General features: G+C 35.4%; 14 protein-coding genes. 10 read left to right on the top strand and 4 right to left on the bottom strand.

What is annotated here, in order from left to right; genetic code table 11:
* The first annotated feature begins 26 nt into the window (after positions 1-26).
* The 10 genes from FMG_RS08105 (at position 27) to FMG_RS08060 (ending at position 10,998) form a co-directional block, all read left to right on the top strand.
* Entirely contained in the window at positions 27-890 is an 864-nt protein-coding gene (locus FMG_RS08105; protein ID WP_012291175.1) for a polyphosphate kinase 2 family protein, read from the top strand.
* Between the two features lie 9 nt (positions 891-899).
* Positions 900-1,754, top strand: coding sequence for a beta-carotene 15,15'-monooxygenase (locus FMG_RS08100; protein ID WP_012291174.1), 855 nt, complete (start codon positions 900-902; stop codon positions 1,752-1,754).
* A 111-nt stretch (positions 1,755-1,865) separates the two neighbouring features.
* Positions 1,866-3,302 carry a UDP-N-acetylmuramoyl-L-alanyl-D-glutamate--2,6-diaminopimelate ligase gene (locus FMG_RS08095; protein ID WP_012291173.1) on the top strand — a complete coding sequence of 479 codons (1,437 nt, stop codon included), beginning with the start codon at positions 1,866-1,868 and terminating at the stop codon, positions 3,300-3,302.
* Positions 3,303-3,851: 549 nt separating this feature from the next.
* Positions 3,852-4,997, top strand: coding sequence for a double-cubane-cluster-containing anaerobic reductase (locus FMG_RS08090; protein WP_012291172.1), 1,146 nt, complete (start codon positions 3,852-3,854; stop codon positions 4,995-4,997).
* A gap of 190 nt (positions 4,998-5,187) precedes the next feature.
* Positions 5,188-6,648 carry a flippase gene (locus FMG_RS08085; RefSeq protein ID WP_012291171.1) on the top strand — a complete coding sequence of 487 codons (1,461 nt, stop codon included), beginning with the start codon at positions 5,188-5,190 and terminating at the stop codon, positions 6,646-6,648.
* A gap of 441 nt (positions 6,649-7,089) precedes the next feature.
* The gene (locus FMG_RS08080) at positions 7,090-8,031 is read left to right on the top strand and encodes an AEC family transporter (protein ID WP_012291170.1); all 942 of its coding nucleotides are present in this window, start codon (positions 7,090-7,092) and stop codon (positions 8,029-8,031) included.
* A gap of 106 nt (positions 8,032-8,137) precedes the next feature.
* Positions 8,138-8,608 (top strand): PTS sugar transporter subunit IIA, encoded by a 471-nt coding sequence (locus tag FMG_RS08075; RefSeq protein WP_012291169.1) that lies wholly within the window; start codon positions 8,138-8,140, stop codon positions 8,606-8,608.
* On the top strand, positions 8,601-8,876 hold the full coding sequence (locus FMG_RS08070; RefSeq protein ID WP_002838763.1) for a PTS sugar transporter subunit IIB: 276 nt from the start codon (positions 8,601-8,603) through the stop codon (positions 8,874-8,876). The genes FMG_RS08075 and FMG_RS08070 overlap by 8 nt, the downstream gene beginning before the upstream one ends.
* Before the next feature lie 25 nt (positions 8,877-8,901).
* A complete protein-coding gene (locus FMG_RS08065; RefSeq protein ID WP_012291167.1) occupies positions 8,902-10,260 on the top strand; it encodes a PTS ascorbate transporter subunit IIC in 1,359 nt (452 codons plus the stop codon).
* A gap of 27 nt (positions 10,261-10,287) precedes the next feature.
* A complete protein-coding gene (locus FMG_RS08060; RefSeq protein WP_012291166.1) occupies positions 10,288-10,998 on the top strand; it encodes a transaldolase in 711 nt (236 codons plus the stop codon).
* A 245-nt stretch (positions 10,999-11,243) separates the two neighbouring features.
* Here the strand turns inward: FMG_RS08060 and FMG_RS08055 are convergent, their stop codons facing one another.
* The 4 genes from FMG_RS08055 to FMG_RS08040 all read right to left on the bottom strand — a co-directional run bounded on the left by FMG_RS08055 (position 11,244) and on the right by FMG_RS08040 (position 17,423).
* Entirely contained in the window at positions 11,244-11,552 is a 309-nt protein-coding gene (locus FMG_RS08055; protein WP_012291165.1) for a type II toxin-antitoxin system RelB/DinJ family antitoxin, read from the bottom strand.
* 350 nt (positions 11,553-11,902) lie between these two features.
* Positions 11,903-12,928: an ATP-binding protein gene (locus FMG_RS08050; RefSeq protein WP_012291164.1), complete on the bottom strand. Its 1,026-nt coding sequence runs from the start codon at positions 12,926-12,928 to the stop codon at positions 11,903-11,905.
* A 13-nt stretch (positions 12,929-12,941) separates the two neighbouring features.
* Positions 12,942-16,178 (bottom strand): type I restriction endonuclease subunit R, encoded by a 3,237-nt coding sequence (locus FMG_RS08045; protein ID WP_012291163.1) that lies wholly within the window; start codon positions 16,176-16,178, stop codon positions 12,942-12,944.
* Positions 16,179-16,190: 12 nt separating this feature from the next.
* Positions 16,191-17,423 (bottom strand): restriction endonuclease subunit S, encoded by a 1,233-nt coding sequence (locus FMG_RS08040; RefSeq protein ID WP_002840701.1) that lies wholly within the window; start codon positions 17,421-17,423, stop codon positions 16,191-16,193.
* Position 17,424 lies beyond the last annotated feature (1 nt).

The raw sequence follows: 17,424 nt of genomic DNA, 5'->3' as shown, positions 1-17,424 counted from the left end.
ATAACGATATTAAAAGGAAGTATATTATGGATATTAAGAAATACAGGGTAAAACCTAACAAAAATGTTGATTTGGAAAAATTCAGCACGAAAAAAGACGATTCTTATTCCAAAAAAGAAGTTAAGGAAGAAATTCTGCCACAAAATTTGGAAAAGATGTTTGAATTTCAAGAAAAATTATACGCTGAAAACAAAAAAGGAATTTTAGTTGTGCTTCAAGCGATGGATGCTGCTGGCAAGGACAGTTTGGTGAAGAAAGTGTTTACGGCACTTAACCCTGCGGGCTGCAAGGTTACAAGCTTCAAGCAACCTTCAACTGAAGAATTGGATCACGATTATTTGTGGAGAATTACAAAGGCTACTCCAGCGTATGGAGAGGTTGGGATTTTCAACAGATCGCACTACGAGGATGTTCTTGTAACCAGGGTTCACAATTTGGTTAATAAGAAAAACGACGATGATTTTTGGGATAAAAGATTCGAAGATATCAACGCGTTTGAAAAATATTTGGACAATAATGGTATCAAGGTTGTGAAGTTTTTCTTGCATGTTTCCAAGGACGAACAAAAAGAGAGACTTTTGGACAGGATTAATTTGGAAGAAAAACATTGGAAGTTCGCAGCAAGTGACATCTTGGAAAGAGAAAACTGGGATGATTATCACAGGGCATACGAGGATATGTTGGAGCATACTTCGACAGATTATGCGCCATGGTATGTGGTTCCTGCAGATAACAAATGGTACACTAGATTGGTTGTGAGCGAGGTTATGTTGGATTTGTTCAAACAATTGGATCCACACACGCCGAAACTTTCCGAGAAGGAAGAATCGCAACTTGAAAAATGGAAGAAAGTTTTGATGGAACAAGACGAGAAAAACGAGAATTTATAGGAGGAGAATATGTCAGACGATAGAGATTACAAAGGCTTTGAAAATGACGACAGTGAATACACAAAAGACGGCAATTATTTTAACGAAAAAGAAGAAGTAAAAGGAAGTTACAGCGAAGATAAGGACAGTTATTCCGACAGAAATAGCAATTATTTCGAATCTTCACAAGAAGAAAATTATTCTAATAAGAAAGAAGATCATTACGAAAAAACAGACGACAGTTTTTTCTTTGAGGGTCAAGACGATGAAGAAGAACACATTGAAGACTACACTCAAAGACAAAGTTTGGGTTATGCTGGTTTTTGCCAAAAAGTTTTCTCGTTGCTTCACGGACTTATTGAAAATTTCAATAAGAAGGGTGCATTCGTAATTTTGTTCTTGTTGTATGGAGTATTCACATTTGTGGCATCAATGGTGCAATACAAGCTTCACCCAGAAACTGCACAACAATTGCAACAAATCACAAAATCTGGATTGAGTGTGACAACTTTCACCATAATAATTTCGGCTGTGTCAGTTCTTTTCTATTTTGTAGTGTGCAGAATTATATTCCACTTCACTAAAAAAGACATGTCACCAGTTCCAAATCCTGTTGAAAGGGATACGAGACTTGGAGTGTATGTAGCAGTTGAAGCGTTGATTAACATTTTGTTGATGGCACTTCCAACAACAGTCCTTCCTTCAATTGTAGGTATGATAGTTGGAGTTGTGCTTTACTCATCAGTATTCTACGACAGAATTTCTGATGAAAGAATGCTTGCAGTTGGTGTGAAATCAGCAATCGTAAGCATTGTCGCAGGTCTTGTATTTGGACTTATCATAGCAGTCGGTGCAATAGCAGTCGTAGTATCTGTTATGAAATAATAAAATTTGTAGCTGATCACTTGGCTAGGCTGGGTGGTCAGTTTTTTTGTTTTTAAATATGTAGCCCGATGTTATATAATAATATATAAATGAAAACCAAAGGGGAAAATTATGAATTTGACTGATATATTAGATAAAATTGATTATATAGATTACACGAAAAACAACGACGACGAGATTACAAATGTGACGAATGATTCACGAAAAATCGAAAAAGGCGGCGTGTTTGTGGCGATTTCTGGCATGGAATTTGATGGACACCGATTCATTGACAAGGCGATTGCAAACGGCACAAATACAATTGTGGTTACTGAAGATGTGTCACAAAATGAAGGCATAAACTACATTAAAGTAAAAGATGCAAGGATTGCTCTTGCACAAATTTCAAATGTGGTGTGTGATTTTCCATCTAAGAAACTTCGTGTGATTGGAGTCACTGGGACAAATGGCAAAACGACGACAGCTTCCATGATTAGTCACATATTGGAACATTTGAACTCACCATGCACAAACATTGGTACGAATGGAACTTTTATAGCGAAAGAAAAATACGAAACGCCAAACACCACTCCCGAAATTTGCGAAATAAACAAGATTTTGAAGCTTTCTGTGGAGAAAAAAATCGACAACGCTGTTGTGGAATGTTCCAGTCACGGATTGTATTTGCACAGACTAGACGGGATTGATTTCGATGTGGCAGTGTTTAACAATTTATCGATGGAGCACATGGATTTTCACAAAAATATGGAGAATTATTTCGATGCAAAGATGATTTTGTTTGAAAATGCCAAGAAAAAAATCGCAAATGTCGATGATGAATATGGAAGAAAAGCGAAGGCGAGATTTGAAGACGCATACACATTCTCACTGGAAAACGAATCAGATTTCAAGGCGGAAAATGTAGAATTAATTGATGGCAAGATGCATTTTGAAATCAAAAACGTGAAATTTGTACTCAACAGATTTGCGCTGTTTGATGTTTACAATGCAGTGGCTGCGATTGTTGCGGTGAACTTATTGGGATATGAACTCAAAGATATCGCCAAATCGCTGGAAAGTTTTACAGGAGTTGAGGCACGATTCGAATTCGTGAAAAATGACATGGGAATAAATATTGTCATCGATTTTGCACACACTCCAAAAGCATTCGAAAATATCTACAAATCTGTTCCAAACGACAAACGAAAAATCGCAGTTTATGGAATGAGTGGCGACAGAACTCGTGAAATCAGACACGAGGTTGGAAAGATTTCAGCTGAAAACAACGTGTTCTCGGTTGTCACAACAGACGATCCAAAATTCGACACATACGAAAACATCGCCGATGATATAGTAAGTGGGATTGAAGAAGAAAACGGCGAATATGTCAGGATAAAAGACAGGAAATCTGCAATCAAACATGCGATAGAAATGGCAAATGATGGAGATTTTGTCTTACTTTTGGGAAAAGGACAAGAAAACTTCATCAAGCTCAAAGGAAACGAAAAGACACCTTATTCTGAAAAAGAAACAGTCAACGAAGTGTTGGATGAATTGAAGAATAAATAGGTAGTAAAAATACGAACATATCTTCAATAAAAGCAAAAATAGACACCGATACGAACGAATATCTAGACTACAAAAATTGATAAATTCATCGCTTGTGAACCTAAAATCGCAAACTCGCTAACGCTCAAACAGCACAATTTTTTAACGGTTCACTTCGCTTGATTTTATTATTATTTTCTCCGTATGATATTCTTAGCAAAACAGGTAATCTGCTTTTTTCATTGCAATTAAAACGCAGGAAACTTGCAAATCGCTCATCTGTCTACAAAAATTGATAAATTCTAATCTCGAAATCCTAAAATTTGAAGCACGCTTAGCTTACGCGGTCAAATTTTGGACGGATTTCTTCGATTGAATTTAAAACAATTTTTTCCGAATGATTCGCTCTTTTACGATGTTTTTTTGTTTTGAAAAATTTTCCTCATTTTTTCTGCAAATTCATCCATGGGAGAGAGCGAGAGAAGTCATTTATAGAAAAAATCTATAAATAATGATTATCATTTTGTATTATCTAATTTTAAATGATATTATTTGTTACGAGGTGATTAGATGGTAGATTTAAAGAAAGAATTACCAGAGGTTTTTAACGATTTTGCAGATAGTCGTAAAAATGCTTTTTTGAAGGTAAAAGAAATAAAGGATAAGAATATTCCTATTATAGGGATTTTTTGTACGTTTTTTCCACAAGAGTTAGCTGTTGCAGCTGGAGCTACTTGTGTTAGTTTGTGTGCTACAAGTGATGAAACTATTCAAGATGCTGAGAGGGATTTGCCTAAAAACTTATGCCCACTCATCAAATCTTCTTATGGTTTTGCGTTGACTGACAAGTGTCCATTTTTCTATTTTTCTGATTTGGTTGTTGGAGAAACTACTTGCGATGGCAAGAAGAAGATGTACGAATATTTGGGAGAATTCAAGCCAGTTCATGTTATGGAGCTTCCAAATAAGAACACTGAACAAGGTCTTATTTTGTGGAAGGAAGAAATCAGAAAGATGATTAAAACTATCGAAGATTTATTCGGTGTTGAAATCACTGAAGAAAAGTTGAAACATGCAATTGATGTAAAAAACGCGGAGAGATCTGCTGTAAAAGATTTCTATTCTATAATGAAGGCTGATGATTTGCCAATCACAGGTGGAGAATTGTGGCATGTTTTAAATGGTGTGCAATTTGATTTCGACAAGGAAAGTATTCCACAAATGCTTGAAGAATTAAAAGCGAAGGTTATGTCGGAACACAAGCACATTAGTGGCAAGCCAAGAATTTTGATTACTGGTTGTCCTATCGGCGGTGCGACAGAAAAAGTTATCGAAGCTGTCGAAAACAATGGCGCAGTTGTGGTTAGTTACGAAAACTGTGGTGGTGCTAAGGCTATTGATGAAAATGTCGATGTAGACAATCCGGATATGATTGATGCTATTGCTAGAAAATACATGAACATTGGTTGCGCTTGTGTGAGTCCAAACGAAAACAGACTGAAATTGTTGAACAAATTAATCGATGAATATAAGGTTGACGGAGTTATTGACATGCATTTGCAAGCTTGCACTCCATACCAAGTTGAAGGTTTGTCAATTAAGAGATTCTGCAACGATAAGAAAAATGTTCCATACATTGCTGTGGAAACTGATTATTCAAAATCGGATATCGGACAATTAAATACAAGAATTGGAGCTTTTATTGAAATGTTATAACATTTTTTTGAAAAATGTGGTATAATAGTTTATAGAAAAGTCCATATAGGTTATACCTAGAAAATAATCGCCATTATTCTGAGCCGGCGGTTATTTTTTTGTTGTAAATTTTGAAATGTTGTAATAATCTGTATGAATATGTATGATACAATATAGTAAGTATTAATTTTGCACATAGGAGAGGAAAAACTTGGCAAAGCAAAAATCACTAAAATTAAACGCAATGCTTAATTTAATCAAAGTTGGGCTGAGCGTTGTCTACCCGTTGATAACTTTTCCTTACGCTACGAGAATTTTGCAAGTAGCAAACATGGGAAAGGTAAGTTACGGAGATTCAATTATTAAAATATTTATGCTGATTGCATCGCTTGGAATTACCAATTACGCAGTCAGAGAGGGTTCCAAATACAGAGAAAACAGAACGAAACTCAACCAATTTTCGAGGGAAGTTTTCTCCATCAACTTGTTATCGACGTTGATTTCTTACATTTGTTTATTGATATTCTGTGTAGTTTCTGTGAAAATGCACGACTATGCAACTCTTGTTTTCATTCAAAGTTTGAGCATAATATTTGCGACACTTGGAGTTGAATGGGTCAATGCAATCCACGAGGATTATTTGTACATTACAATCAGAAGTATCATAATTCAAACGTTGGGTGTAATTTTATTATTTTTCGTAGTAAAAACACAAGAAGATTACTTAAGATACGCAGGACTTACGGTTTTCGTAAATGGTTTGGTGTGCGTTTCGAATATGCTACATGTGAGAAGATACGTAAGTTTGAAACCGACATTCAAATTAAATTTGAAAAGGCATTTGAAGCCTATTATGCTATTCTTCTCAAATAGTATCGCAGTTTTGGTGTATGTCAGCGCGGACATGACAATGCTTGGCTGGATTTCTGGAGATATTTACACGGGACTTTATGCAGTAAGCGTTAAGGTGTATTCCGTTGTAAAACAAATGCTCGGTGCAATTTACATGGTTACAATTCCTAGACTATCCAAGGCAGCGACATTAGATGACAAGACAGAATTTAGACATTTGTTGACAGAAATTTCAAGCTTTTTGCTATTATTAATGATACCAATGTGTACAGGACTTGGAGTATTATCCAAAAATATCGTCTACATCCTGTCCGGAGAAAAATTTATTGCAGCCACACTTTCGTTGCAAATTCTAGCAGTGTCAGTATTTTTCGCAATAACTGGTGGTGTAATCACAACTTGCATGAACGTTCCATTGGGAAAAGAAGCGCTGAACTTGAAAGCTACGACGATATCGGCGTTTGTAAATGTGGGATTAAATCTAATTTTCATACCACTTTGGCAACAAAATGGTGCAGCAGTGACAACGGCGATTTCAGAGTTAGTAGTAGTTCTTGTGTGCTTATTTGAATTTAAAGAAGCGAAATTCTACTTTGAAATGGACAAATTATTCTATACGATGAAATACGCAGTGGCAGGTGCTTTGTGGATACTTTTGACAAAATTTGTGGTCACAAAATTTATCACACATTACACAATAAACTTACTTGTAGTATTCTTGATAAGTATTCTAGGCTACACATTGATCTTGTTCTTCGGAAAAAATGAAGTATTTATCGAGACATTAAAGAAAACACCACTTAAAAAATTAGTAAAATAAATTATAGGAGCATCAAGGGATGCTCTTTTTTTGTTGTATGGTGAGCGGAAAAAGGTGGTTTGTAGACAGATGAGCGATTTACGAGTTTTTGGTTTTTCATTTAACATTTAGATTTCTTTCGTTTTTGTTGCAATGAAATAAAAGCAGATTACCAGTTTTGCTAAGAATATCATACGGAGAAAATAATTATAAAATCAAGCGAAGTGAACCGTTAAAAAATTGTGCTGTTTGAGCGTTCGCGAGTTCACAATTTTAGGTTCACAAGTGATGATTTTATTTATTTTCGTAGTCTAGATATTCGTGCAAACTGGTTTTCTGCTTTAGTGAATTCTGAAAATTTCGTCGATAGTTTTCCAATCACTTATTTCACACATCAACAACCTAAAATAATACTAGAAAATTCTTGTAATGATGGTATAATTAAATAATTAGATATAGGGAGTGGTTTTTATTTTTTTAGTTACGTTGCAGCAGATTTTGATTATGTTTGTGTTCATGGCGATGGGCTATATTTTTGCGAAAACGGGGTTTTTCAGTAGAGAAACTATCAAAGAAATGACTGGGTTTGTAATGTATGTTGTGGGTTCAAGCGTTATTATCAACGCTTTTAATAGACCCGTTACGCCAGTGCTTTTGAACAATTTTGCAATGACTGCCTTCGCTGCGGTGGTTTTGATGGGTTCATCTATTTTGATTTCTCATTTTTTGTTCAAATTTGATAGATTTTCGAAGAACGAAAACATAAGTACGTACAAATTCGCATCGGTTTACAGCAATTGTGGTTTCATGGGAATTCCTCTGATTGAAGCGTTGCTTGGTGCGGATGGGACTTTTTTCGCAATTCCTTATTTGGCAGTGTTCAATATTTTGTTGTGGAGTCATGGAATTGGTTTGTATGAGATGACTGGAAATGGCAAGATTCAATGGAACAAAGTTGTGAAAAATCCTTGTATTATTTCGTCTGTTTTGGGATTTGTTTTGTTTTTCTTCGGGGTTATTTATAAAATGCCGAATGTTGTGACGAAGCCTGTTTATTATTTGGCTAGTATGAATACTCCTCTTAGCATGATAATTATCGGCGCAAATTTCGTGAGTATTACAGAGCCTTTTCACAAAGACAAGATGGCGTGGGAAGTTTCTTTTATCAGAAATATTTTGTTTCCGTTGATTTATATTGCGATTTTGTTTGTTATTCCGATGAATACAGATGCAAAGATTGCAACGTTGGCGATGGCATCAGCTCCGATTGCAGGAGTAAGTGTGCTTTTCTGTTTGATGTTTAATAAATCTACGGATTTTCCATCGAGGGCTTTGTGTTTGTCGACGATATTTTCGGTGGTGACTTTGCCGGTTATAATTTTGATTGGTAGTTTAATCCTTTAAATTGGTATAAATTTTTGAAGTAGATATATATAAGATTGTGAATATATGGTAAAATAAGGTTAACAATACTTTTGTTAACCATTATTTTTTGTAAAGAGGTGATAATTTGAGCGATTTAATAAAAAAAGAATTGATAAGAATTGAAGATCATGCAAATGATTGGAAGGATGCAATAAGAATTGCAGCAAAAAGTTTGTTGGAGAATGATTACATTAACGAACAATATGTAGAAGACATGATAAAAAGCGTTGAGGCTGCGGGCCCTTACATTGTGCTTGCGCCGAACATTGCAGTTCCTCACGCACGTCCAAACGGTAATGTAAACAAAATGGCGATTGGTTTGACCAAACTCAACGAGCCTGTGAATTTTAGAAACGAAGAAGAAGACGAGGACAACTGGGTAAGAATTTTATTCTGCTTGGCAGCTGTGGATTCTTCATCACACATTGTGGCACTTCAACAATTGGCAGTGCTTTTGGATTCAGATGAAATTACAGATGAGCTTATAAACGCAAAATCTGAAGACGAAATGTTGGATATTATTAACAAAAAATTAGAGGAGAGAAATGATGATTAATATTGTTACTGTATGTGGTAATGGAATTGGAAGTAGTCTTCTTTTGAAAATGAAGGTGGAAGCTATTTGCAAGGAAATGGGAATTGAAGCGAACGTTGAATCTTGTGATTCTAACGCAGCTGTAGGAAAGGGCGCTGACCTTTTCGTAACTGTTAAGGAATTTAAATCAATTTTTTCAGATGATCAAAAAGTAGCGATTGTAAAAAGCTACACTAACAGAAAGAAAATCGAAGAAGATTTGGTTCCAGTATTAGAAGAATTCAAATAAAAATTAAAAAATTTAGGAGGAATTTATGGGATTTTTAAACGTAATAAAGGATATTTTATCTGAACCTGCGTTTTTGATGGGTCTTATCGCGATGGTAGGTCTTATCGCACTTAGAAAACCAGCTCACAAGGTAATGACTGGTACATTAGGTCCAATTTTAGGATATTTAATGTTGGCTGCAGGTGCAAATGTTATCGTAACTAACTTGGATCCATTGAGTCAAATGATTCAACACGGATTCAACATTACTGGTGTTGTTCCTAATAACGAAGCTATCACATCTGTTGCGCAAAAAGTTTTGGGCGTAGAAACAATGTCAATTTTGTTAGTAGGACTTATTTTTAACTTAATAATAGCAAGATTTACTAGATACAAATATATTTTCTTAACTGGTCACCACAGTTTCTTCATGGCATGTCTATTGTCAGCAACTTTAGGTGCAATCGGATTTAAAGGCGTTGCATTGGTAGTAGCAGGTGGATTTATCTTGGGAGCTTGGAGTTCTATCTCTCCAGCAATCGGACAAAAATACACATTGAAAGCTACAGACGGTGACGAAATCGCAATGGGTCATTTTGGTTCATTGGGATATTATTTGTCAGCGTTTATCGGTTCATTAGTTGGAAAAGATTCCAAATCAACTGAAGACATCGAAATTCCAGAAAAATGGAGTTTCTTGAGAAACACAACAATTTCAACAGCGTTGACAATGATTGTGTTCTATTTGATCGCAAGCATCAAAGCTGGTCCAGATTTTGTTGGCAAAATGGCTAACGGTCAAAACCCATACTTGTTCGCAATTATTTCTGCGTTGAACTTCTCAGTTGGTGTAGCAGTAGTATATGCCGGCGTTAGAATGATTTTGGCAGATTTAATTCCTGCATTCGAAGGTATCGCTACGAAATTAATTCCAAATTCTGTTCCTGCAGTTGACTGTGCAGTATTTTTCCCATACGCACCAACAGCAGTTATTTTGGGATTTGCATGTAGTTTTGTGGGCGGATTAATCGGTATGTTTATTTTGGGAGCTGTCGGTGGAGTATTGATTATCCCTGGACTTGTTCCTCACTTCTTCTGTGGTGCAACTGCTGGTATTTACGGTAATGCAACTGGTGGTAGAAGAGGAGCAATGGTTGGTTCATTCATCAACGGATTATTCTTAGCATTCCTACCAGCATTCTTGCTTCCAGTTTTGGGACAATTAGGATTCAACAATACAACATTCGGAGATTTTGACTTCGGAGTTTTGGGAATTTTATTAGGAAAAATCGGAAACGCTATGGGTAGTGTCGGAGTTTATATTATTATCGCTATTTTGGCAGTAGTTTTAATCGCTCCTTCAATTATCACTAAGAAAAACACAGCAATCAACAACGAAGAATAATTTGAACTAGACGAGAAAGAGGTATAAATGAATAAAATTAATACAAAAATTTACTCAGACGGTGCAGTATTAGAAGACATGCTAGAATCATTGGCATCAAAAAAAGTAACAGGATTCACAACTAATCCATCATTAATGAAAAAAGCTGGAATTACTGATTACGTTGAATTTGCCAAGAAAGTTCTAGCTGAAATTACAGAATATCCAGTATCATTTGAAGTATTTTCTGATGATTTGGAAACAATGGAAAAAGAAGCAGACAAAATCTCATCATTGGGAGACAATGTTTACGTTAAAATTCCAGTAACTACAAGCAATGGAACATCAACTGCTCCATTATTGAAAAAACTTAGCTCAAAAGGAATCAAACTTAACGTAACAGCGATCTTCACAGTGGATCAAGTAAGAGAAGTGGTAAACAACTTGACTGACAATGTTCCAAGCATCGTTTCAGTATTTGCCGGAAGAATTGCAGACACAGGCGTTGATCCAATGCCAATCATGAAAGAATCATTGGAAATTTGCAAAACTAAAAAAGGTTGCGAATTGTTGTGGGCATCTCCAAGAGAAGTGTTCAACATTTACCAAGCAAATGAATTGGGAGTAGACATCATCACATGTACTCCTGCAATCATCAAGAAACTTTCATTGATGGGAAAAGATTTGAACGAATATTCACTAGACACAGTGAAAACATTCTGCAAAGATTCAAAAGAATTAGGATTTTCAATTCTTTAATAACACAAGGGCTATCAAAAGGCTCGTTGAATTAGAAATTTAAAAAAACTAAATTAGACAGTCTTTAGGTGGCAAGTTAAAAGGCTAAGAGCAGAGATGTTCTTAGCCTTTTTAATTTGATTAATTATATAATCGTTTCATCAACCACCTAAATTCCGATTTGCACTACTTTTCGTATTTCGTGTATTTGTTAAGTTGAATATCAATATCACGACCTGATTGGTCAGTGATTTTAATTTCATAAATCATAGATTATAATCTTTACGGATGTCTTCAAAAACTGCGCTTGCTTCTCTTGTTCTTTTTGCTTTGATATCCGCGTATCCTTTCTCAAGTTCTGCATTCAGTTCTGTTTCTGATAAAGTTGACATGTCTACAGGACGAGAAGATGGAATTTTCACTTCAAAAGGAAGTCCTCTGTGAAGAATTATCTGTTTATAAAACATATTAATAGCACTGGATGCAGGAATACCAAGTGCAGATAAAATACTTTCTGCCTTTTCTTTTACCTCCGGTTCAATACGAGCATAAAGATTTGCTGATTTTGTTGCCATATAAAACACCACCTTTACGATATTTTTATAATCTTATAATATAAAATTGTACGTACAATAGCAATACAAATAATACATCTTTGCAGTTTAATGATCTCATTCGCTCAGCCTCACTGCGAAAATCTTCTGTGTAGGAAAATGAAGTGAAGATTTTCTTGTTCGAAGCGTCGCTCACAAGAAACATTAAATTTTCTATGATGATATTCAGCTCGATCGTTTTCTCTTTTTTGGATTAACGAAAACAACGATTAATTCTATGTGAATCCTTCCAACGGAACTAAAAAAATAATGACCACACTAGAGGATAGATTGCTCGGTGTGGTCATTTCCTTTTAACTAGCATTCAAGCTTTATTCGATGTTTAATTCTGACATAAGTCCTTTAGAAGGCATAGATGCGTTTTTAAAGGCATTTCTAATTGTTTTTGCTTCTAATTCGCCTTGTGTAGCAATTTGAGAAATAATTGTCTGGGCATTTGATATCTTTTTAGATGGCACTCTCATTCTTATTGCGGTTCCTTTAAAGTTGGTCTCTCCGTATTTTATTCCATGATTATCAATTAACATATAATTTCCATAACTAATAATACAGAAGCTTCCATTTAGATGCTTACAGATTTCATTGACCATATAAAGGCCGAATCCTGAATTTGCCCATTCATCGCTACTTTTTTGCTTCCTTGACGGTATAAATGCTTCTGAAATACCAGCTTTTAATGCCCATTGAAGAGCTTTCTCATTATCAGTAATATACTCTTCGTGAGCATGATTCTGTGTAATACTATTGTAAATGCCTATACCTTCATCTGCTATTGCAATCTCTGCTAATTCAAAGGATGGCCAATACTGTCCACAAACCCACATATTATTAGTACCGGCATGCTCTGGCGTATTTCGAAGTATCTCCCTGATTAAGTAGGTAAGAAGTTTATGTAGCTCTTTATTACCTCTATCAACAATGTGAGCTAATCTTCCAGCTTCTTTTTCTATCAAATTGCCAACAACCATGTAATTTCCATGTGAGATTTCATCCTGCTGTAATTCGTCAACTTTAATTAGAGTTATAGGAATGTAATTTTTACTACCATTTGCTTCGCCCGGCATTTTTCCTATGTCTACTGACTCAGAAATATATTTAAAAAAGCCCATTGTACCTGCATAACTTTTTTCTTCACAACCATGAATCCTAAATGGTATGTCTGGATATTGCATTCTGTAATTACGTATTGTAGCACCCATAATCAGCATAGGTAGAGGATCAAAATTATGCATTTTAGAAAAATCAAAAACAACTTCATCATTTGGAACTTTTTCGTATATATCGTTAGCAAATTTAAGTGTTCCTACAAGTTCCATATCTGGAACGTATATTCTCATCTATAATACCTCCTTACGCAATCCCAATCCAACCATAACCTTGAACTGCCATGTCCATAAAGTGGTTCATGAGCAGAGAAACCTTCGAATCAAACGCTGCTTTATCATAACTTTCAGGTAGATCATCATTCAATGACAATTCCACCTCATACTTCAGCTTGGCACGTGGCTGTTCGTCTTTATACCAATCCACTACAAGAAGACTGCTACGATTATCTACTAATTTCTTATAAAGATTCTTTGCGGAGAGTTTTACCTTTTTTTCCTCAGCCTGTGTTAATTTTTTTCCGGCAATCAGCAAATCATAAATCTCCAATTCTTCTTCCGTAAGACCCTCAGTGTTTGCACGATTGTCTTCTTGTTTCAGCTCTTCAAGAAGTTTTACAAGTTGATTGTAATAATCCTCGTTTTCAGTACCGCCTGCGTTATAGGAATCAATAATGCGTTTGAAACGTTCTGAAAACTTGATTCTTGTACAATTTCTATTTATCATCTGTTCGAGCGCTTGCTCAATATATTCCTTCAAGTCGTTAATCTCAATAGCTTTATACTTAGCAACCTTGATTTCTTTTCTCAATACATCAACATCAACCTTAGAAAGATTAATAGCCTTTGTGCCTTTTATCATGAATTGTGCATTGTTCTCACTGCAAACATCAAAGAAATCCTGACTTGCAGTAACACTACCATCTAATATCTGATTCATTTTTCGCCTTGCACGAGCTACCTTTTCATCATCTATAGTATGGTAGAAAAGCCCGCGTAGATACACAAGCGGTGCAAACTTATCATTGCTCCAATTCTTCTCAAAGATTTCCGGCTTTGATGCTTCGTGGAGATTTTTCAAAGTGTTAAGAATAACCATGAATCTCTCTTTGTCATCATCTTTTGCAACGATAGTGTCATATGCACTTCTTAATGCATCTAATTTATCCAGTGTATCAGAGTTAGCAATTATCTTTTCTAAATCAATATCAAGAGACAACAAGAAAGAATCTGCTTCATCGATTGTGCCGTCAATATAACTGATTAATTGATCAATATCTTTTGCAGGGAATTCTGCTCCGTCATCACCAGCGGCATATTCTGTTAATGCCTTCTTCATGTATTTAAAGACATTTACGTAATCCACGATAATTCCCGCAGGTTTTCCAGGATACACTCTGTTGGCACGAGCAATCGCCTGCATCAGTGTGTGGCCTTTCATCGGCTTATCGAGATAAAGTATCGAAAGATTCTTTACATCAAATCCTGTCAGCCACATCGCACACACGAATACAAGTTGCAGTGAGTCATCAGGATCCTTGAATCTATCCTCAATATCTCTTCCATCTGGCGTGATTTCTTTCATCTTTGTGCGATGCTCAGATATCTTTAATCCTTGCTTAGCAAACTTGGTTTCTTCATCATTTTCCTCTGAAATAATAACAGCCATTTCAACATTATTCATATAAGCAAGAATGCGAGTGAGCTGATCACGTTTTTCCTTTGTAGAAGCGGTGTTACGCTCTTTCAAGATTTTTTGCTTTTCTATTGCCCAGTAATGCTGAACCTTGTCATACATTTTGACAGCAGTATACTTGTCGACAGATACAACCATGCCTTTACCAAGGAATCCTCGTCTTGGGAAGTGGTAGGCAATATCCTGTGCAATCTTTTCTAATCGATCATCTCTCTTGATAACTTCAAGTATACGTGATGATGCATTCTCCAAGAGAAGAGTTTCATCTTCGTTAAGATTTTCTTCCTCGATAATGTCCACAACGTCATCGTCAAGAAAATCATTCTCGAGACCAACTTCCGGAACTCGTCTAGAATAGAACAAAGGCACTGTAGATCCGTCTTCAACAGACTGCGCAAAATTATACTCTGATACATAATCTCCAAACCACTGATTTGTAAGACGCTTTGTACCTAGAAGTGGTGTTCCTGTGAATGCGACAAAGTTAGCATTAGGAAGTGCAGTTCTCATGTTTTCTGCCAAATCCTTATACTGTGTTCTATGTGCTTCATCAACAAGGACAATAATATCGTCACGAGTAGAAAGCACCGGATATTTCTTTGTCTTATCGTATCTGAATTTCTGAATCAAAGTGAAAATAAAAGCCTTATTAGTAGTCAAGAAATCTCTTAACTGCTTGCTGTCCTTTGGTTGGCATTCTTCTTTAGATCCAATAACTTCTGTACGCACAAAATTCTTATGAAGCTGTGCATCCAAATCATCACGGTCTGTAATAACAAGAAACGAGAAATTACCTTGAATCTTACGTTTCACTTTACGTGTAAACATAACCATAGAATAAGATTTGCCCGAACCCTGTGTATGCCAGAAGACACCAAGCTTTCCGTTCAATTCTTCTCTGTTTTTCACAGATTCCATCAAGTTATTTACACCTAAATACTGGTGATTTTTTGCGATAATCTTTATTCTCTGATTTTCAAATAGAATGAAATTTTCCATGTAGTCAATCAGTCTACCTTTGTCTAAAAGACCATCAACAAAATATCTGACAGAACTATCCTTGACATTATTTGCAGAAAGAATTGCTTCTCTATTAAGTTTTTCCTTTTCGCTATCAATCTTGAGCCATTCAAAAAAGAAATCATAGCTTGCATTAAAAGCACCAAGCTTTGTCTCCAAACCATTTGAAAGCACGCAAATCTGATTGAACGCAAATAGATTAGGAATATCTCGCAAATAATCTTTCAGATTTTTGTTGTAGGCTTCCTCAACCTTAACAATGCTATTTTTCAGTTCGATAAACACAAGGGGCATACCATTGATGAAAATAAGAATATCCGGTCTTCTGTAGTAGACCTTACCTTGTATCCACATCTGAGATACCGCCGTGAAAGTATTGTTCTCAGGATGCTCAAAGTCTATTAATTTTACAAAATCAAAATCTTCTTTTCCGTTTCTGCGAACAGTGATTTTTATATTATTACGGATTTGTCTGTATAATTTGTAGTTTGTATCTACGATGTCAGTCCCAGTGTAATCTTGCCTCAACGTCTTTACAATTTCCTCGATTTTATCCTCTTCGATAGCTGGATTGATACGCTTGAGAGAAGACAACATAACATCAGGAAGAACACATTCTTTCTTAGAACTTCTTCCTGTGCCATCGGGTAAAACATCTCTTTTGCTTGGATCGGCATCGCAAATGAGGATGTCATATTCAAATGGTTCAGCTTTTAACTTTGAAAGTATAGCCTGTTCAATATCGTCTTCTGATATAAAATTACGCATATAAACACCTCCTTACACTTCTAATTTCCCACTCATTAGGCGGGGGAGAAGTAAATCTCGTTGCTTTTCTAAGAGTTCATTTTTCTCATAAAGTTTTATTATGCTATCATAAATCGGATACACTATTACATTAAATTTATCAACGTACACCTTATTATAAATAATTTTAAATTTTTCAATATCAAACGGGCTAATATTAGGTTGAGCTGCATTACTACCAGAATACATAACTATTAGTTCTTGTATCCAATTCTGTTTAAATAAACTATATATATATCCAATATTCTTTATTGAAGGTTTCTTTATAAAAAATTTACCAACACGTTGGTTAACAAGTACATTGTCATGTGTCACAATTCCAACTTTTCCAATAGTTGCACCTGTAAGAGCAATAAGGATATCTCCTTTACCAACATAAAAATTTTTTGCCTTTTGAGCGTTATCTTCAGATACATAATCCAGATTCGTTAAATCTATTTTTCCATTTTGTATATCTTTAATTTTAATAACTGGAACGCCTTGGTCAGTCCACCAATCACTTTTGAATGCATATCCGGATGCCAAATTTATAAACTCACCTAGTCTAACTTCTTCCCAACCCTTAGGTATTCCGTTCTCAAATTCCACATCCTCATATCCCGGAAAGCGAAATCTTACAAACCATTCCTTATAGAGATTTTCAGCCATTTGCTCTAAAAGTTTGATTCGCTTGTTGTTGTTTTCGATGAGGTTATCATAGGATGAAAGAATATCTGCAATCCTCTTTTGTTCAGATAATAAATGTGCTCTAAACTTAAATTTAAAGATAGTGTCTAATGTAATACTTGCTTGATTAGCTGCACCTTGCCCTCGTAAAACACAATACGTAGAAAATTGATTTGCCTTAAGAGCATAGTATAAGTATGTGTTATTAAAATCTCTATTAGGAATAATACGAACAATATTTTGATTAAGATATGCCTTATTACATTTGTCAGGGACTCTTACTACTTTTCCAACAATGGAATTTGGATTATTCGCCCATGATCCTACTGTCTGAATTAATATATCGTTGGTATTAATTATAAATTTTTTATATTTATCATTTGGTTCTAAATATACAGAATCATTATCGCTAATAGAATCTAACGTGAAATCAGTTACCCTAACAACCATTTTGCCAGTGTTGGTATATTCATTACTTTTAAAAGCGTATCCTTTGTTATAAGTAATAATATCTCCTAATTTTACTTCTCTTCTTTCCATA

The sequence above is a fragment of the Finegoldia magna ATCC 29328 genome (assembly GCF_000010185.1).
GTDB classification, from domain to species: domain Bacteria; phylum Bacillota; class Clostridia; order Tissierellales; family Peptoniphilaceae; genus Finegoldia; species Finegoldia magna_H.
Note: the sequence above shows the minus strand (reverse complement) of the source record. Positions and strands in the feature narration are given on the sequence as shown.